Here is an 18767-nt window from a genome sequence, read left to right as displayed (position 1 = left end):
GAGCGCAGGGCGTGCCACCGCTCACCCACCCTGGACCACCACCTTCCGCGTGGCGCGCGCCTGCATCAGCCGCCCCAGGGCCAGCAGCACCGCCGCCCACCCCGCCTGGAAGGCCAGCGCGCCCGCCGCGCCCGTCCCGGCGTGCCGGCCGAGCAGCACGTCCACCGGCACCTGGAGCATCGCCGACCACGGCAACGCCCGGGCCACCGTGCCGAAGAGTCCGGGGAAGACGTTCAACGGCAGCAGCGAGCCGGAGAAGAACAGGCACAGCAGCTGGCCGACCATGGCCACGCCCGCCCCGTCGAGCAGCCAGAACGCGCACAGCCCCACCAGGTAGTGCACCGCGAAGCCGACGACGACCGCCAGCAGCACCGCGCAGAGGAACAGCAGCCACCGCAAGGGGTCGGCCGGCAGGGCGAGTTCGAAGCAGAGCGCACCCGCGAGCAACGGCGCCACGCCCCGGCCCAGCAGCTGGAAGCCCGCCCGGCCCAGGTCCGCCGCCAGCCACCACAGTTGCAGGTCCGCGGGGCGGTAGAGGTCGATCGCGATGTCCCCGTTGCGGACGCGCTCCTGCAACTCCTCCTGGAATCCGCCCCCGAGCAGCGAGACCGTCGCCAGCATCGCCTGGCTCACCCAGACGAACGTCAGGGCCTGTGCCCGGTCGTAGCCGCCCAGGTGCGGGCGTTCGTGCCACAACGCGATGAACGTATAGGCGAGGACGAAGCCGAAGACCGTGTTGGTGAAGACACCGGCGGCGGTCGCGATCCGGTACGTCGCGTACCGGCGGAAGCCGCTCACCGCGACCGCGGCGTACAGCCGCATCCCGTCCCCCCTCGGCTCGTTGAACCTTGTTAGTCCGCCGCCCGGCCGGGCCGTCACCCGAAACGCAGGAGCGTAGCCGTACGTCCCAGCCCGGAGCCACGCATTTGTCACCCCCCGGTGTGGTCGGCCTCATCCGAACGGCCCCACCGCACCGCACGGGGTGCGCTGGACCCCTCCGGCCGGGACACGTGATGCGACAGTGCTTCCGGGGCGCGCACGGCAGCACTGCTTTGGCAGCACTGCCCCGGGTACACGGACCGCCTGACACGACACGACACCGCTGCGCCGCGGCCAACCCCGGCAACGGGCCGAGGAGTTCCAGGAAAGATGAGCGACGAGCATTCACGACAACGGCCCCGTGACCGGGCTGCCGGCCCGCCACCGGCCTGGGCGCCGAGAGGCGAGGCCGCCCGCCCCCGCAAGCGCTCCGGATGGCGCCGACTGCTGCCCACGTGGCGCCTGGTGCTCGGGGCGTTCGTCCTGATCGTCCTCCTCGTCGCGGGCGGCCTCATCGCGGGGTACACCCTGGTCGACATCCCGGCGGCCAACAAGGCCGCGACCGCGGAGAGCAACGTCTTCCTCTACGCCGACGGGAGCCAGCTGGCCCGCGACGGCGAGGTCAACCGGGAGAGCGTCCCGCTCAGCCGCATCCCCAAGAACGTCCAGCACGCCGTGCTCGCCGCCGAGGACCGGGACTTCTACTCGGAGTCCGCCGTCAACCCCGAGGCGATGGTCCGCGCGGCGTGGAACACCGTCACCGGCAAGGGCAAGCAGTCGGGTTCCACGATCACCCAGCAATACGTCAAGAACTACTACCTCGGCCAGGAACAGACCATCAGCCGCAAGGTGAAGGAGTTCTTCATCGCCATCAAGCTGGACCGCGAGTCCAGCAAGGACGACATCCTCGAGGGCTACCTCAACACCAGCTACTTCGGCCGCAACGCCTACGGGATCCAGGCCGCGTCCCAGGCGTACTACGGCAAGGACTCCGACAAGATCGACACCGCGCAGGGCGCCTACCTGGCGACGCTGCTGAACGCGCCGAGCGCGTACGACGTCGGGGCCCACCCCGAGAACAAGCCGCGGGCCATGGCCCGGTGGAACTACGTCCTCGACGGCATGGTCAAGAAGGGCTGGCTCAGCCCCGCCGAGCGCGCCTCCCTCAAGTTCCCCGCCCCCGGCAAGTCCCGGCCGAGGCTGGGGATGTCGGGCCAGCGCGGCTACCTCGTCGAGGCGGTCAAGGACTACCTCACCAGCAACAAGATCGTCGATGAGCAGACGCTGGCCGCCGGCGGCTACCGGATCACCACCACCATCGACCGCAAGAAGCAGGACGCCTTCGTCAAGGCCGTGAAGTCCGAGCTGATGGACGAGCTCAGCGACTCCCGGAAGGTCGACTCCTACGTCCGGGCCGGCGGCGCCTCCGTCGAACCCCGGACGGGGAAGGTCGTCGCCCTCTACGGCGGCATCGACTACACCAAGCAGTACGTCAACAACGCCACCCGCCGCGACTACCAGGTCGGCTCGACGTTCAAGCCGTTCGTCTTCACCTCGGCGGTGCAGCACGGCGCGACGACGCAGTCGGGCCGGACGATCACCCCGTACACGATCTACGACGGCACCGACAAGCGGCAGGTCGTCGGGCCCGACGGGCCCGTCGGCTACAACCCCGCCAACGAGGACGACCGCAGCTACGGGCCCATCACCGTCACCAAGGCGACGGACCTGTCGGTCAACGCCGTGTACGCGCAGATGGCCCAGGACGTCGGCCCCGGGAAGGTCAAGGCCACGGCCATCGCCCTCGGCGTCCCCGAGAAGACCCCCGACCTGACCGCCTCCCCCTCGATCGCGCTCGGGCCGGCCACCGCCAGCGTCCTGGACATGGCCCAGGCCTACGCCACGCTCGCCAACCACGGCCGGCACGGGCCGTACACGCTGGTCGAGAAGGCCAGCAAGGGCGGCGAGAGCCTGCACCTGCCGAACGTCGGCGACAAGAAGCAGGCCGTGCCGCGGGACGCGGCGGACACCACCACGTCCATCCTGCAGAGCGTCGTCGACAGCCCCGGCGGCACCGGGGCCGCCGCCCGCAACTCCGGACGGCCGTCGGCCGGCAAGACGGGCACGGCGGAGGAGGACAAGGCGGCCTGGTTCGCCGGCTACACCCCCGACCTGGCGACCGTGGTGGCGGTCATGGGGCAGGACTCCGACAGCGGCGAGCAGAAGTCGCTCTACGGGGCGACGGGGCTGCCGCGCATCAACGGGGGCGGCTACCCGGCGCGGATCTGGGCCGAGTACACGGCCGGCGCGCTGGAGGGCACGCCGGCGCGGGACTTCGACCTGGAGCTGGAGCAGGGGGCCGGGAGCCCGCCGCCGGAGGCGCCCTCGACGTCGGCGCCCGCCGCCGGTCTCCTCCTCGCCGCCGGTCTCCTCCGCGCCGCCGCGCCGTCCGCCGACGACGTCGTTCGCGCCCCCGCCCGGCCCGCCGACCGGCCCACCGGCCCCGCCGACCGGCCCGCCGACGGGCCCGCCGTCACTCCCGATCATCACGCTCGGGCCGAATCCGGGGGGTCGGGAGGGACGGGGTGGGGAGCATCATGATCTGCTCGGGTACGACTACTGAGGCCGTGGGGCCGGGGGGTGGGGTCTGCCCCGCCCCGCCCTTTCACCATTTCTCCCGGGGGCTCCGCCCCTCGACCCACAACGCGGCTGCGCCGCGATACCGGGGCTGCGCCCCTGGCCCCTGCCGGGGCTCCGCCCCGGACCCAGCAACCGCGCTCCGCGCGGTTGTCCTCAAGCGCCGGACGGGCTGATTGCCCCGCCCGGGCTGGATTTCAGGCCCGGGCGCGCCATTTCAGCCCGTCCGGCGTTTGAGGACAGCGCCCGCAGGGCGCTTCGGGGGCCAGGGGGTGGAGCCCCGGGCAGGGGTCCAGGGGGCGCAGCCCCCGGTGGGGCGCAGGGGCGGAGCCCCGCCCACCTCGCGCGGAGCGCGGACCCGCGGTCCCACCGCGCGGAGCGCGGGCCCGGCGCGCACCGCGCGCCAGCGGGGGTGCCGCAGGGGCGCAGCCCCAGCGGAAACGGGGAAAGGGCGGGGCGGGGAGAGAGAACCCCCTAGTGACCCGACGTCGCCTTCAGGCCCACCACCGCCACCAACAGCAACACCACAAAAAAGATCCGCGCCGCCGTCGCCGGCTCGCCCAGCACGCACATGCCCAGCACCGCCGCCCCGGCGGCCCCGATGCCGACCCACACGCCGTACGCCGTACCGATCGGCAGCGAACGCGCCGCCTGCGACAGCAGGATCATGCTGGCCACGATGCCCGCGACCGTGAACACGCTCGGCCACAGCCGCGTGAAACCCTCGGTGTACTTCATCCCGATCGACCAGCCGACCTCGAGCAGACCGGCGACGATCAACAGAACCCATGCCATGACGGACGGCACCTCCGGAAGTGATTCGCTTCAGGGGTGCGTCGTCTTGTCGTGACCCGGTACGGCGCGTCTCGTCGGGATGAATCCAGGCTACAGGTCCTGCAAGGTCCTGCAGATCTACAGGTACAGACCCGTCGAGTCCTCCGAGCCCTCCAGCCGCTCCGCGGCCACCGCGTGCAGGTCGCGCTCGCGCATCAGGACGTACGCGACGCCGCGGACCTCCACCTCGGCGCGGTCCTCCGGGTCGTACAGGACCCGGTCGCCGGGCTCGACCGTGCGTACGCTCTGCCCGACCGCCACGACCTCGGCCCAGGCCAGCCGGCGGCCCACCGCCGCCGTCGCCGGGATGACGATGCCGCCGGTGGACCGGCGCTCGCCCTCGGGAATGTCGGTACGCACCAGCACCCGGTCGTGGAGCATCCGGATGGGCAGCTTGTCGTGGGTCGTGTTCGTACGCACGCCACGACGTTACCCGCCCGGGCGGGTCCGCGGCGCCACAGCTGCCCGACCGGGGCCGGGCCGCGCCCCGGACCGGGCCCGGGAGGGCCTTACGCCTTGTGGCGCTTGGACGAGACCGTCAGCAGCCCCAGCACGCCCACGGCCACCATCGCCGCCGGGACGATCCGCTCCAGCCGGGGCACGCCCTCGTCCGTCATGAACTGCGACCGCACATCGGCGACGACCCGGTTCGCGAACGCACAGGCCCGACCCGCGGTGTGGTCGACCTTCGAGGCCACCTTCGCCTTCGCGTCGCCGATGATCGTGCTCGGATGCATCTGCTCCCGGCCACGAGCGGCGCGCCCTGGAGCGCTACCGGGAGGAGGGGACGCCGCTGCGTTCCGCCGGCCCGGCGGGGTCCGTTCCGCATCGCGATGGCGCGCGGAGCGCGCTGGGGACGGCGTCCCGGACGGTTCGCGTGGTGCGGACGGTGTGAAACGCGACACCTGATCCACGGTGCACCCGGGCCACCCGAACGGATGAGGTGCTCGAACGCCCGGGGTGACTCCCGGGACGATCTGCGCCCCGCCCGTCTCTGGCGTAGCGTCGGGGACCGCCCTTACCGCCCCGACCGCCCCCGTCACCGACCAGGACCCGTACCCACGTGAGATCCCATCCCCCCTCCGGCTCGTCGCGCCCGGACCGCCCGGAGCACCGGCGGGACGCTCCGGACGGCGCCGGCGCGTACCGCCTGGTGCGCACCCCGCCGGGTCCCGCGGTCCCCGCACGGCTGACGCGGCGCAGCGCGCGGTGTGTGAGCACGGCTCCGGGCCGCTGCTGGTGCTCGCCGGCCCGGGACGGGCAAGACCACCACGCTCGTCGAGAGCGTCGCCGAACGGGTGCGGCGGGGCGCCGGCCCCGAGCGCGTCCTGGTCCTCACCTTCAGCAACGCAAGGCCGCCGTCGAGCTGCGCGACCGCATGGCGGCCCGGCTCGGCGGAGCCCGCGCCCCGCAGGCGACCACCTTCCACTCGTACTGCCACGCCCTGGTCCGCGCGCACCGGGACGCGGAGCCCTTCGGCGAGCCGCCGCGGCTGCTCTCCGGCCCCGAGCAGGACGTCACCGTGCGCGACCTGCTGGCCGGCCAGACCGAGCTGGAGGCGCGAGGGGCGCGGGGCGGTGCGCTGGCCGGACGAGCTGCGTCGCGTGCCTGACCACGCGCGGCTTCGCCGACGAGGTGCGCGCCGTCCTCGCCCGCAGCCGCGAAACTGGGCCTGGGGCCCGGCGAACTGGCCGACTTCGCCGAGCGCACACCCGGCGCGGCGACTGGGCGGCCGCGGCCGCCTTCCTCGCGAGTACCTCGGACGTCCTCGACGCCCGCGGCGTGCTCGACTACGCGGAACTGGTGCACCGCGCCGTCCTGCTCGCCGAACGGCCCGACGGTAGCGGCGACCTGGCCGCGCGCGCTACGACCGGTCTTCGTGGACGAGTACCAGGACACCGACGCCGCGCAGGTGCGGCTGCTGCGCGCGCTGGCCGGCGGGGGCCGCCCGCTGATCGCCTTCGGCGATCCGGACCAGTCCATCTACGCCTTCCGCGGCGCGGACGTGGGCGGCATCCTCGACTTCCCGGACGCCTTCCGCGCGCCGCGACGGCACGCCCGCCCCGGTGCGCGTGCTGACCACCTCGCGCCGCTCCGGCGCCGCGCTGCTGGCCGCCACCCGGCTCCTCACCGCCCGGATGCCGCTCACCCGCCTCCCGGCCGCCGCCGTCCGCGCCCCACCGCGACCTGACCGCCGACCGCCCCGGCGGCCGGGTCGAGGCGTACACCTACCCCACCGCAGGCGCCGAGACCGACAACGTCGCCGACATCCTGCGCCGCGCCCACCTGGAGGACGGCGTCCCCTGGGGGCGACATGGCCGTCCTGGTCCGCGCCGGCTCCCGCTCCCTGCCGGTGCTGCGCCGCGCGCTGACCTCGGCGGGCGTACCGGTGGAGGTCGACGGCGACGACGTCCCGCTGCGCCACGAACCGGCGGTGGCGCCGCTGCTGACGGCGCTGCGGGTGGTGGCGGAGCAGGTGGCGGCGGGCAGGGTCCCCGACGACGATCCCGACGCCTGCGCAGCCCCCGCGTCCCTCGCCCCCGAGACCGCCCTCGCCCTGCTCACCTCGCCGCTCGGCGGCATGGACGGCACCGACCTGCGCCGGCTCGGCCGCGCCCTGCGCGAGGAGGAACGGGGCCGCCGGCCGGGACCGTCCCCCGGCCCTCGGACGTGCTCGTCGCCGAGGCGCTCGCCGAGCCCGAGCGCCTGGTCGCGCACGACCCGGCGTACGCCAAGGGCGCCCAGCGCCTGGGCGCGCTGCTGCGCACCGCCCGCGAGCGGCTGGCGGCCGGCGGCACCGCCGAGGACGCCCTGTGGGCGCTGTGGGGACGGCACCCCCTGGCCCGACCGGCTGCGCCGCGCCGCGCACCGCGGCGGGGCGGCCGGACGCAACGCGGACCGCGATCTGGACGCGGTGTGCGCCCTGTTCGAGACCGCGGCCCGCGCCGAGGAACGCGTCGGCGGCCGGGACGTCCTCAACTTCCTGGACGAGCTGGAGGCCCAGGACATCGCCGCCGACACCCTCACCCGCCGCCCGGTGCGGACGGACGCCGTCCGGCTGATGACCGCGCACCGCTCCAAGGGCCTGGAGTGGCGGCTCGTCGTCGTCGCCGGCGTCCAGGAGGGCCTCTGGCCCGACCTGCGCCGCCGCGGCTCGCTGCTGGAGGCGGACCGCATCGGCCGCGACGGCCTCGCCGAACCCCTGCCGCCCGGCGCCCTCCTGGCCGAGGAACGGCGGCTGTTCTACGTGGCCGCCACGCGCGCCCGGGAGCGCCTGGTCGTCACGGCGGTCAAGGCGTCGGCGGAGGACGGCGACCAGCCCTCCCGCTTCCTCGCCGAACTCGGCGTCGAGCCGGTGGACGTCACCCAGCGCCCCCGGCGGCCGCTCGCCGTCGCCGCGCTCGTCGCCGAGCTGCGGTCCACCACCGTGGACCCCGCCGCGTCCCCCGCCCTGCGGTCCGCCGCCGCGGCCCGCCTCGCCCGGCTCGCCGCGCTGCGCGACGAGGAGGACCGGCCGCTCGTCCCCGCCGCCGACCCCGACCGCTGGTGGGGGCTGTACGAACCGACGCACAGCGGGGTGCCGCTGCGCGACCGCGAGCGCCCGGTGGCGCTCTCCGGCTCCGCGCTCGGCCAGCTCGCGGACACCTGCTCCCTCCAGTGGTTCCTGGGGCGCGAGGTGCGGGCGGAGGCCCCGGCCGGCCCCGCCCAGGGCTTCGGCAACGTGGTCCACGTCCTCGCCCGACGACGTCGCGTCCGGCCGCACCCCGGCCGACCTCGCCGTCCTGATGGAGCGCCTGGACACCGTCTGGGACGCGCTCGCCTTCGATGCCCCCTGGAAGTCCCGCCAGGAGAAGGAGAACGCGCGGGCCGCCCTGGAACGCTTCCTGCGCTGGCACGTCCTGGAACGCGGCCGCACGCCGGTCGCCAGTGAGCACCCCTTCGACGTCACGCTGAAGGCGGAGCAGTACCTGGTGCGGGTGCGCGGCTCCATGGACCGCGTGGAGAGGGACGAGGCGGGCCGGGCGTACGTGGTCGACTTCAAGAACCGGCAGGAGCGCCCCGAGCGCCGCCGAGGTCGCCCGCCACCCGCAGCTCGCCGTCTACCAGCTGGCGGTCGGGCAGGGCGCGGTGGACGACCTGTTCGACGGCGAGCGGCCCCGGTCCGGCGGCGCGGAACTGGTCCAGCTGCGGCAGGGCGCGGTGTGAAGCGGGACGGCGGGGACGCGCTGCCGAAGGTCCAGGCGCAGGAGTCCCTGGAGACCTCGGGCGACGGCTGGGTCGGCGAACTCCTGGCCACGGCGGCCGGCCGCGTCCTGGACGAAACGCTTCGCCCCGCGCCCCGGCCAGCACTGCACGCACTGTGCCTTCCGGGCAGCGTGCTCGGCGAGGCCGGAGGGGCGGCAGGTGGTGGAGTGAGCACGCCCCGGGCCCTGTCAGCGGTCCCCGTTACCGTGAGGGACATGACGCCGCGCCTCACACCGACCCCGAGCAGCTCAAGGACCTGCTCGGCATCCCCTTCACCCCCCGAGCAGACGGCCTGCATCACCGCCCCGCCCGCCCCCCAGGTGATCGTCGCCGCGCCGGCTCCGGCAAGAACCACCGTGATGGCCGCCCGCGTCGTCTGGCTGGTCGGCACCGGCCAGGTGGCACCCGAGCGCGTACTCGGCCTCACCTTCACCAACAAGGCGGCCGGCGAACTCGCCGACCGCGTCCGCAAGGCGCTGGCCAAGGCCGGCGTCACCGCCGGTGAGGCCACCGACGAGGACGGCCCCGGCGAGCCGCAGATCTCCACGTACCACGCCTTCGCCGGCCGCCTCCTCAAGGAGCACGGCCTGCGCATCGGCCTGGAGCCCACCGCCCGGCTCCTCGCGGACGCCACCCGCTTCCAGCTCGCCGCCCGCGTCCTGCGCTCCTCGCCGGGCCCGCACCCCGCGCTCCACACCGCCCGTTCGCCGACCTCGTCGCCGACCTCCTCGCCCTCGACGGCGAGCGTCGCCGAGCACCTGGTCGACCCGGCCGCCCTGCGGGCCCACGACGAGGAGCTGCTCTCCGCGCTCGAAGGAGCCCGGCTCACCAACGCCGACCTGCGCAAGGCCCCCGAGACCGCCCGCGCCCGCCGCGAGCTGACCGGCCTCGTCGAGGCGTACCGCGCGGAGAAGCGCGCCCGCGACCTCCTCGACTTCGGCGACCAGATAGCCCCTCTCCGCCGAGACCGCCCGCACCCGCCCCGAGGTCGGCCGCATCCTGCGCGAGCAGTTCGAGGTGGTCCTCCTCGACGAGTACCAGGACACCTCCGTCTCGCCCAACGCCTCCTGCTCGCCGGCCTGTTCGGGGCCGGCACGGGCCACGCCGTCACCGCCGTCGGCGACCCCTGCCAGGCCATCTACGGCTGGCGCGGCGCCTCCGTGGCCAACCTCGACGACTTCCCGCGCCACTTCCCGCACGCCGACGGCCGCCCCGCGAACCGCTACGCCCTCGGCGAGAACCGGCGCAGCGGCGGGCCGCCTCCTCCGCCTGGCCAACGGCCTGGCCGCGCCGCTGCGCGAGCGCCACGAGGGCGTCGAGGCGCTGCGCCCCGCGCCCAGGCGCCGAGCACGACGGCTGGTGCGCTGCGCCCTGCTGCCACCCAGGCCGAGGAACTGGCTGGCTGGCCGACATCGACAGCGTCCAACCTGGTGCGACACGGGCCACGTCGCGCCCCGGCGACGTCGCCTGTCCTGTGCCGCCACGCCACCGACTTATTCTGCCCGCATCCGGCGCCGCGCATACGCGCAGGGCGGGACGTGGCCCCGTGCGAGGTCGTCCCCGGCCTGTCCGGCTGTCTGCACTGCCGGAGATCGACCGACCTGGTTGTCTCGTCTGCGAGGTATGCTCCAGGACCCCACGAGTCCACGCCGACCGCTCGTCCGGCCTGTAGACACCGGCCCAGCGCTGAGAGGCGCATCGTGTCGCCCGTGACCTGAGGCGCTCCTACGTGAGCCGCACGCGCGCGCGCACGCTCATCGTCCCGTACGGCGCCGCCGGGATCACGGACCCCGGACGCCGGCTCGCCGAGGCCACGTCGAGACAGGGCGCGCGAAGCCCAGGCGAGATGACATCTGTCCCTCGCACGACGCAGCGCTCAGACAGGCACATTTCCTCACGGACCGGGGATGCGCCGCGGGACGTGTGACGGCGCTGCACGTTCTCGGCCGACGCCAACGGCGAGTCGCTTCGCCCGCCTCGACGGAGCGCGCAGACGACTGCGGCGCCTGCCTGGCACGATCCGCTGATGGATCGTCTGCACCGCGTCCATCTGCGACCCCGGTCCTGGACGTCGAGCTCGTACTCCGCACATCCCCGCACGCGCATGCTGGCCCGCCGTGCCGCGAGACGCTCGCGAACACATGTTCCTCGGACCATCGCCGCGGCGGCATACGCCGGCCTGGACGGGGACGCCAGGCTCTCCGCCTTCCTGGTGAACACTCCTGCGTCAACGGCCGTGCAAGTGGCGACGAGAGGGCACTCCGACAGCCGACGCTAGCCCGGGCGGAGGACACGGTACAAGGTCCCTCCACCGCCCACAAGTGCGATAGCGGCCTGGAGTGCGGACGTCGTCGCCGTCCCCGGTCTCGTGTCGCGACGCGACGTTCCTACTCGCCCAGCGAGCAGAAAGCCGCGCGAATATGTCTGGACGGCACCCAGGCACCGGTCCTGCGGCACGCCCTGCAGCGGCGACGCGGACACCCTCACCCCGACGTCACACGTCCTGGCGCCAAGGGCGCTGGCGGCGCGTTCAGACGAGATGAGGGGAAGCACCAGTCCGTCGAGGAGCCAGCTATACCGCTCGGCTAATCGTCAGCCTCTTCACCTCGCGCAGCTGCCACAGCTCGCTAGGGGCCTCCACGGGCCACTGGTGGGGCCTCACACAGAGACAGAAGCGCCCCCGACAGCCCGCCACGCGACCTCTCTCGCACGCCCTGTCGCGAGCACTGCGAGGCGGCCACGGCGAGATCGGGCGCGCTGGCGGAGCGCGCACCCGAGGAGGCCGACGAGAACCCGGCCCTGACCCCGCCGCGCCGCCGATGTCCGCCGCAGCGCCGACTGGCTCGCGGCGAAGCTCAAGGAGACGGGTTTCCCGACCGTCGAGGTCTGGGAGACGGGGACGGACGGCGACGGCGGCGAGGGCAACGGCGCCCCCGCGGTCTTCGCGGAGTGGCCCTCCGGGGACGACGACGCCCCCACGGTCCTGGTCTACGGCCACCACGACGTCCAGCCGGCCGCCCGCGAGGACGGCTGGCACACCGACCCGTTCGAGCCCGTCCTCAAGGACGGCCGGCTCTACGGGCGCGGCGCCGCCGACGACAAGGGCCAGGTGTTCTTCCACACGCTCGGTGTCCGCGCGCACCTGGCGGCCACCGGCCGGACGGCCCCGGCCCGTCAACCTCAAGCTGATCGTCGAGGGCGAGGAGGAGTTCGGCTCCCCGAACTTCCCGGCCCTGATCCGCGACCGCGCCGACCGCCTCGCCTGCGACAGCGTGATCGTCTCCGACACCGCATGTGGTCCGAGGACACCCCGACGGTCTGCACCGGCATGCGCGGACTCGTCGAGTGCCAGATCGACCTGTACGGGCCGGACCAGGACATCCACTCCGGCTCCTTCGGCGGGCCGTGCCCAACCCGGCCACCGAGGCCGCCCGGCTGGTCGCCGCCCTGCACGACGAGGACCGCCGCGTGGCGATCCCCGGCTTCTACGACGGCGTCGTGGAGCTCACCGACCGTGAGGCGCGAGCTCTTCGCCGAGCTGCCCTTCGACGAGGAGCGCTGGCGGGCGCACCGCGCACTCGCACGCCACGCTGGGCGAGGCCGGCTTCACCACCCTGGAGCGCGTCTGGGCCCGTCCCACCGCCGAGGTCAACGCATCGGCGGCGGCTACCAGGGCCCCGGCGGCAAGACGATCGTGCCGGACTCGGCCCGGCTGAAGCTGTCGTTCCTGCCTTGGGGCCGGCCAGGACACGGACCGGATCCAGCAGGCCGTGCGGGAGTGGACGGCGATCCGCCTCCCCGCCGGCATCCGTCACGGGATCACGTTCACCGGGGCACCCGCCCCTGTCTGACGCCGCTGGACCACCCCGCGCTCCCAGTCCGTCGTCCGGGCCATGGGCCGCGCCTTCGGGCAGAAGATCCGCTTCCACCCGCGAGGGCGGCTCCGGCCCCGCCGCCGACCTGCAGGACGTCCTGGGCGTCCCCGTGCTGTTTCCTCGGCATCTCGGTGCCCTCGGACGGCTGGCACGCGCCGAACGAGAAGGTCGAGCTCGACCTCCTCATGAAGGGCGTGGAGACCGCGGCCCACCTCTGGGGCGACCTCGCCGCGGGCCCGGGCGGGCACTAGCGGGCCGCACCGGCCCCAGACGCACCACGACCATCACCACAGGGGGAGTTGGAAGCAGCCGTGACCACCTGGACCGCATTCCCGGCCGACCGTCCCATCACGCTCAGCGGCGCGAGCGGCATCGACCGCGCCGCGCACCACCGCCTGGACGAGGCATGGCTGGCGGCGGCCTGGAGGCACCCCTTCGACCCGGGTCTTCGTGGTCTCCGGGGGGACAGGCGCTGATCGACGACACCCCCGACGGCCGTACGGAGCTGGTGATGACGCCGGCCTTCGAGGCCCCGTCACCGAGACGCACCGCTACTTCCTCGGCCAGGACGAGGACGGGGTGGCCTACTTCGCCCTGCAGAAGGACACCCTGCCCGGCCGCATGGACCAGTCGGCGCGCCGGCCGGGCTGCGCGAGGCGGGCTGCTCTGGTCGCCGCGCGACGCCGGCCTGCTGGTGCACGCGGTGGCCCTGGAGACTGGCAGCGGCTGCACCGCTTCTGCATCGCGCTGCGGCGAGCGCACCGTCATCGCCGCCGCCGGTCACATCCGCCGCTGCCAGGCCTGCGGCGCCGAGCACTACCCGCGGACCGACCCGCGGTGATCATGCTGGGTCACGGACGACCGGGACCGGCGCCCTGCTGGGCCGCCAGATGCACTGGCCGGAGGGCCCGCTTCTCCACGCTCGCCGGCTTCGTCGAGCCGGCGAGTCCCATCGAGCAGGCGGTGCGGCGCGAGGTCGCCGAGGAGGCCGGCGTGGTGGTGGGCGAAGGTGGAGTACGTCGCCAGCCAGCCCTGGCCGTTCCCGTCCAGCCTGATGCTGGGCTTCCGGGCGCGTGCCGTCCTCCTCCGAGATCCAGGTGGACGGCGAGGAGATCCACGAGGCGCGCTGGTTCTCCCGGGAAGAGCTGCGGGCCGCGTTCAAGTACGGGGAGGTGCTGCCTCCCACCGGGAATCTCGATCGCAGCCGGCTGGTCGAGCTCTGGTACGGCGAGCCCCTGCCGTAGGCGGAGTGCCGTAAGCCGGGGGGTCAGACGCCGACCCCGATCTTGGCCTTGACCTGGGCGAGAGAAGGGGTGGTGAGCGTGGAGCCGTCGGCGAACAGCAGGGGTCGGCACCGTCTGGTTTTGCCCCCGTTGGCCTTCTCCACGAAGACCGCCGACTCCGGGTCGAGCTCGATGTTCACCTCGGTGTACTCGATGCCCTCCCGCTCCATCTGCGCTTGAGGCGTACGCAGTAGCCGCACCAGGTGGTGCTGTACATCGTCACGGCGGGACATGGGGCTCCTTAGGGATCGTGCTGTGGTGGGGGAGCGCTGCCTCCGGTGGTAGAACGTGCACCTTTCGCCATTCCCGGCCAGCATAAGTACGACCGCAGGGCCCCGCCTGTGGACAACCGTCCCGGTCGCCTCCCGGAACCTGGCAGCATGGCCGGGGTGACACCAGCAGACGCACACCACCCTCTTCCCCAGGTGCCGGAGACCGCCGACGCCGTGCTCGACGGGCTCGACCCCGAGCAGCGCGCCGGTCGCGACGGCGCTCGACGGGCCGTGTGCGTGCTGGCCGGCGCGGGTACGGGCAAGACCCGCGCCATCACCCACCGGATCGCCTTCGGGGTCCGCTCCGGGCTGCTCCAGCCCGCGAGTGTGCTCGCCGTCACCTTCACGCAACCGCGCGGCGGGCGAGTATGCGCGGCCGGCTCGCCAGCTGGGCGCCGCCGGCCGTCCAGGCGCACCTTCCACTCGCGCCCTGCGCCAGCTCCAGTACTTCTGGCCCAAGGCCGTCGGCGGCGAGCTGCCCCGGCTGTCGAGCGCAAGGTCCAGCTCGTCGCCGAGGCCGCGGCCCGCTGCCGGTCCGCCTCGACCGCAGCGAGCTGCGCGGACACCACCGCCGAGATCGAGTGGGCCAAGTCACCCAGACCGTCCCCGAGGAGTATCCGGCGCCGTCGTCCGCTGCGGCCGCGAGGCCCCCCGCGACACCGCCGAGATCGCCAAGGTCTACGGCGTCTACGAGCAGCTCAAGCGCTGAGCGCGGAGTGATCGACTTCGAGGACGTCCTGCTGCTGACCGTCGGCGTCCTCCAGGACCGGCACGACATCGCCGAGACCGTCCGCCGCCAGTACCGGCACTTCGTGGTCGACGAGTACCAGGACGTCAGCCCCCTCCAGCAGCGACTCCTGGAGCTCTGGCTGGGGGAGCGCGACAGCCTCTGCGTGGTCGGCGACGCCAGCCAGACGATCTACTCCTTCACCGGCGCGACCCCGGACCACCTGCTGGACTTCCGCACACCGCCACCCCAACGCCACCGTCGTCCGGCTCGTCCGCGACTACCGCTCCACCCCCCAGGTGGTGCGCCTGGCCAACGGGCTCCTCGCCCAGGCCCGCGGCCGCGCCGCCGACCACCGCCTGGAGCTGGTCTCCCAGCGGGAGAGCGGCCCCGGAGCCGGCCTACGCGGAGTTTCGCCGACGAGCCCGCCGAGGCCGAGGGCGTCGCACCGGCGCGTCCGCGACCTCATCGCCTCCGGCGTGCCCGCCGGCGAGATCGCGGTCCTCTACCGCATCAACGCCCAGTCCGAGGGCTACGAGCAGGCCCTCGCCGACGTGGGCGTGCCCTACCAGCTGCGCGGGGCCGAGCGGTTCTTCGAGCGCCCCGAGGTCCGCGAGGCCCAGGTGCTGCTGCGCGGCGCGGCCCGGGCGGCGGACGGCACCGACCCCGGCTGGCCGCCGCCGAGGATCTGGCCGACCAGGTCCGGGCCGTCCTTCTCCACCCGGGCTGGGACGCCCGAGCCGCCCGCCGGCTCGGGCGCGGTCCGCGACCGCTGGGAGTCCCTCGCCGCCCTGGTGCGGCTCGCCGAGGACTTCGCCCGGTCCCGCCCTGGCGCCACGCTCGCCGACCTCGTCACCGAGCTGCAGGAGCGGACCGAGGCGCAACACGCCCCCACCGTCGAGGGTGTGACGCTCGCCTCGTTGCACGCCGCCAAGGGCCCTGGAGTGGGACGCCGTCTTCCTGGTCGGCCCCTCACCGAGGGCATGCTGCCGATCACCTACGCGAAGACGGACGAGCAGATCGAGAGGAGCGCCGGCTGCTCTACGTCGGCGTCACCCGGGCCCGCCGCCACCTGACCCTGTCGTGGGCGCTCTCTCCGGGCGCCGGGCGGGCGCCCCTCCCGTCGCCCCAGCCGCTTCCTGTCCGGCCTGCGGCGGGCTCCACGGCCCCCCGCCCGGGCACGCCGGACGCCACGGGTCCGCTGGGCCACGTCTCGTACGGATCGGGGCTCGTCCGGCTCCGGACGGTCCGCTCCGGCGACGGCCCCGCCCCCCGGGCGCGGCGCAGAACCGGTGCGCTGGCCGCGTCTGCGGGCCGCACCCTGAACGACGCGGGGGAGATCAAGCATGCTGCGCTGCGAGGACTGCCCCAGCGAGCTGGGACGAAGGGCTGCACGAGCGGCTGCTGGACTGGCGCGCCGGGCAGGCCGAACGGCTCGGCCAGCCCGCGCCTTCTGCGGTTCACCGACAGACGCTGCTGGCGATCGCCGAGGCCGCGCCGGGAACCCGAGGCGGAGCTTTCCGTCATCTCCGTGTGAAGGCGCAAGCTCGGCACGTTCGGGGCCGACGTCCTGGCGCTGTGCGCCGGCGCGAGCCGGGGTCGTGCGAGGGCTCGGAAATCTCTCCGGAAAAATAGTTTGCGTGCGCGGAGGGCATACCCATAGCCTTCCGAGCAGGGGAACGACGGATCCTACGGATCCGCCGGCTCCGTGCTGTACTGAACCGAAGATTCGACGGACCGCGGTCCGTCCCGAGACGCCGAGAGGAGGCGAGACCAATGATCAGCTCATCCCCAGCAACAAAATGACCGATCGCCCGGTCCTTCGCCATGCGTCCGCTCGGCCTGCGCGCGGTCGACGCCGTATCCGGTTGTCGTCCTCGCCTCCGGTCTCGGTTCCGTCAACGGCAGCCGGTGCTGTCCTCCATCGCCCTCCCGGCCAACGCGCCGCCCTGGGGAATGAGCGACCGACACAAGGCGCCCACGGCAGACAGGCAATGGCGGCAGAGGCACAGTTCCACGCCTTCGCAGCAGAGACCAACGGCGCCGAATCCCGGACGAAGCAGTACGCAGCACCACACGATGTGGGGCCTCCGTGGGCTCGAACCTGGAAGAGATCCAGCCTGATCGGCAGGATCAGGTCGGCACCTTCCAGGGCCGCGGAACACCCACACCGGGATCCGCGGCCCTTTTGCTTGCAGCGGGGAAACCAGCCCGGCCACCAGCCGGAACAACAGACGAGGAACACCAACCGTGCAGATCAAGGCACACACCCCGTCAGTAGCCACCGACCTGATCCCCCCGCCCGTCCCCACGGAGGGACACCTTGACTGACCGCGCTCACCGACCTCGACGACGCGATCGAGAACTGGGCACCCCGGTCCCGTGCCGCAGCTACGACTCCGGAGGTCTTCTTCGCCGAGTCGCCGGCGGACGTGGAGTACGCCAAGTCGCTCTGCCAGACCTGCCCGCTGGCGCGAGGCCTGCCTCGCCGGCGCCATAGGACCGTCGCGAGCCGTGGGGCGTCTGGGGCGGCGAGCTCTTCGTCCAGGGCGTCGTCGTGGCCCGCAGCGCCCCCGTGGCCGCCCGCGCAAGAACCGGTCGCCGCATGAGGTCTCCCCGCACGATCGACCTCCCCCTCGCGCACGACCCCACGAAGCAGGAACCGACGATGCACCACACGTCCCCGAGCCCGCCGGCTCCGCCCTCCCCGCACGCACCACCTCCGGCGCGATCACCTCGCGTCAGAACAGGAACCTCGAAATGCCAACTCATCCCAGAAGTCCTGGCCCGTGGCCCATATGCACGAGGGCAGGGCCGTCCGCTCGCGGCGGCCCGGCGCGTGCAGCGCCGCGCCGAGCGGGCCTCGCTGCGCGCCCGACGGGCATTGGCCATGGCCGTGATGCAGCACTAGGCCATTCCGCCGAACGCGACTTGGTGAACCGGTGGGCCGGTCCCGAAAGGACCGGCCCCCCGGTGCGTTCGGGTGCGTTGAACCCTCACGAACCGTTCACGGGGTATATCGTCTGGGAGTGGACCAGAAGACGCCTGATTCAGCGCAGTTGGACCCTGAGGCCACCGGCACCACGCCTCACGTGTGCCCGTTGCGGAACCACCGCCGACGGCTTCCCGCCGACCTGGACCTGCTCCGTGGAGAACGGCCGGCCGCCCACTACTTCTGCGACGACTGCTCCAGCGCCAACCTCAGAGCGATCGAGGGCCGACTCGACTCCGCCTGGTGGTGAGGGAACGGGCCCGCGCCTCCGGCGGACCCGACCCGCCCGCTCAGGCGGGAGTCCCCCTGACCGCAGTCCACTCCACCGGGCCGGCGTCCGCGAAGCCCCGGGACCCCACGCCTCCATCTCGTCGCGCAGCCGCACCGTCCGCGCCCAGCTGACAGAGCACCCCTATGGTGCTCGTGGTCACCCGGTGGATGAGCAAGTACGCCGGGGGCAGGTTGAGGCTGACGGGCCAGCTGGTACGCGGGAGAGCGGGGATCGGCGATCCGCGTGGCCTGGGACCGCATCCAGTCGCGGGTGAAGGTGAACTCGTCCACCTGGGCAGGCTCGATGATCGGCAGCAGATAGTCGAGCACGGCTTCCGGGTCGAGCTCGATCTCCGGCTTGAACGAACCCCTCGTCACGGAGCAGCTCGTGGACCGCCTCGGCCTCGCCGTCCAGCGTCAGCCGCAGCGCCGTCCGATCCTCGGCCGGCAGTCCCTGCGGCAGCCGGTCCACACGTGCCGAAGTCCAGGACGCCGAGGCGCCATTTCTCACCGAGTGGCCCGTCGGGGTGGTCGCCGGTGACCAGACGGAAGTTGCCCGGGTGCGGGTGCGGCGTGCAGCAGTCCCGTCGCGGGCGGTGCCCGAAGAAGAGAAAGCGGGCCAGCAACTGACACTGCCCGGTCCCGCTGGACTCCTGGGTGCACGTCCGTTATCACCTCGGACAACGGCACCCCCTCCAGCCACTCCGTCACCAGCACTTGATCGCTGTGGTGCAACCACGGCCGACACCGTGACGTCGGCGTCCCCCGCGAACTCCTCGGCGTGGGCGATCTGGGGCCCGCTCGCCTCCAGCC

Annotated in this window: 7 protein-coding genes, 11 pseudogenes and 1 riboswitch; of the genes and pseudogenes, 12 read left to right on the top strand and 6 right to left on the bottom strand. The window is 73.6% G+C overall.

Annotated features, from left to right (window positions below; all coding sequences use genetic code 11):
* Positions 1-21: 21 nt before the first annotated feature.
* On the bottom strand, positions 22-822 hold the full coding sequence (locus tag ABD794_RS17470) for an ABC transporter permease (protein WP_344964454.1): 801 nt from the start codon (positions 820-822) through the stop codon (positions 22-24).
* 327 nt (positions 823-1149) lie between these two features.
* On the opposite strand from ABD794_RS17470, the pseudogene ABD794_RS17465 reads away from it, so the two are divergent.
* A pseudogene (locus tag ABD794_RS17465) lies at positions 1150-3442 on the top strand (transglycosylase domain-containing protein).
* A gap of 488 nt (positions 3443-3930) precedes the next feature.
* Here the strand turns inward: ABD794_RS17465 and ABD794_RS17460 are convergent.
* From ABD794_RS17460 to ABD794_RS17450, 3 genes and pseudogenes are all read right to left on the bottom strand, one after another.
* Positions 3931-4251: a DMT family transporter gene (locus ABD794_RS17460; RefSeq protein ID WP_199890111.1), complete on the bottom strand. Its 321-nt coding sequence runs from the start codon at positions 4249-4251 to the stop codon at positions 3931-3933.
* A gap of 35 nt (positions 4252-4286) precedes the next feature.
* Positions 4287-4354, bottom strand: a riboswitch (guanidine-III (ykkC-III) riboswitch).
* Between the two features lie 14 nt (positions 4355-4368).
* Positions 4369-4671: a GroES family chaperonin gene (locus ABD794_RS17455; protein WP_048831771.1), complete on the bottom strand. Its 303-nt coding sequence runs from the start codon at positions 4669-4671 to the stop codon at positions 4369-4371.
* A 128-nt stretch (positions 4672-4799) separates the two neighbouring features.
* A pseudogene (locus tag ABD794_RS17450) lies at positions 4800-5030 on the bottom strand (DUF3618 domain-containing protein); the annotation flags it as partial.
* Positions 5031-5443: 413 nt separating this feature from the next.
* Between ABD794_RS17450 and ABD794_RS17445 the strand changes: the two are divergent.
* From ABD794_RS17445 to nudC, 4 genes and pseudogenes are all read left to right on the top strand, one after another.
* Positions 5444-8706: pseudogene (locus ABD794_RS17445) on the top strand (ATP-dependent helicase).
* A 44-nt stretch (positions 8707-8750) separates the two neighbouring features.
* Complete coding sequence (locus ABD794_RS17440) at positions 8751-10253, top strand: UvrD-helicase domain-containing protein (RefSeq protein ID WP_344964446.1); 1503 nt, start codon at positions 8751-8753, stop codon at positions 10251-10253.
* Positions 10254-11338: 1085 nt separating this feature from the next.
* A pseudogene (locus ABD794_RS17435) lies at positions 11339-12661 on the top strand (M20/M25/M40 family metallo-hydrolase); the annotation flags it as partial.
* A 60-nt stretch (positions 12662-12721) separates the two neighbouring features.
* Positions 12722-13654, top strand: a pseudogene (nudC, locus tag ABD794_RS17430) (NAD(+) diphosphatase).
* A gap of 23 nt (positions 13655-13677) precedes the next feature.
* On the opposite strand, the pseudogene ABD794_RS17425 reads toward nudC, so the two are convergent.
* Positions 13678-13910 (bottom strand): annotated as a pseudogene (locus tag ABD794_RS17425) (mycoredoxin).
* 172 nt (positions 13911-14082) lie between these two features.
* Here ABD794_RS17425 and ABD794_RS17420 point away from each other — a divergent pair.
* From ABD794_RS17420 to ABD794_RS17395, 7 genes and pseudogenes are all read left to right on the top strand, one after another.
* Complete coding sequence (locus ABD794_RS17420; protein WP_344964444.1) at positions 14083-14685, top strand: UvrD-helicase domain-containing protein; 603 nt, start codon at positions 14083-14085, stop codon at positions 14683-14685.
* Positions 14682-14873, top strand: a pseudogene (locus ABD794_RS17415) (UvrD-helicase domain-containing protein); the annotation flags it as partial. The gene ABD794_RS17420 and the pseudogene ABD794_RS17415, both read left to right, overlap by 4 nt.
* A 118-nt stretch (positions 14874-14991) precedes the next feature.
* Positions 14992-15768, top strand: coding sequence for a 3'-5' exonuclease (locus ABD794_RS17410; protein WP_344964442.1), 777 nt, complete (start codon positions 14992-14994; stop codon positions 15766-15768).
* 7 nt (positions 15769-15775) lie between these two features.
* Positions 15776-16327, top strand: a complete 552-nt coding sequence (locus ABD794_RS17405) for an HRDC domain-containing protein (protein WP_344964440.1) — start codon at positions 15776-15778, stop codon at positions 16325-16327.
* Positions 16328-16942: 615 nt separating this feature from the next.
* Positions 16943-17287 (top strand): annotated as a pseudogene (locus ABD794_RS17400) (WhiB family transcriptional regulator); the annotation flags it as partial.
* A 10-nt stretch (positions 17288-17297) separates the two neighbouring features.
* Positions 17298-17603, top strand: a pseudogene (locus ABD794_RS19175) (hypothetical protein).
* Positions 17604-17737: 134 nt separating this feature from the next.
* Positions 17738-17934: pseudogene (locus ABD794_RS17395) on the top strand (hypothetical protein).
* A 96-nt stretch (positions 17935-18030) separates the two neighbouring features.
* Here the strand turns inward: ABD794_RS17395 and ABD794_RS17390 are convergent.
* Positions 18031-18767: pseudogene (locus ABD794_RS17390) on the bottom strand (AarF/UbiB family protein); the annotation flags it as partial.

The organism is Streptomyces thioluteus, from assembly GCF_039535865.1.
This window is presented reverse-complemented; position numbering and strand designations above follow the sequence as displayed.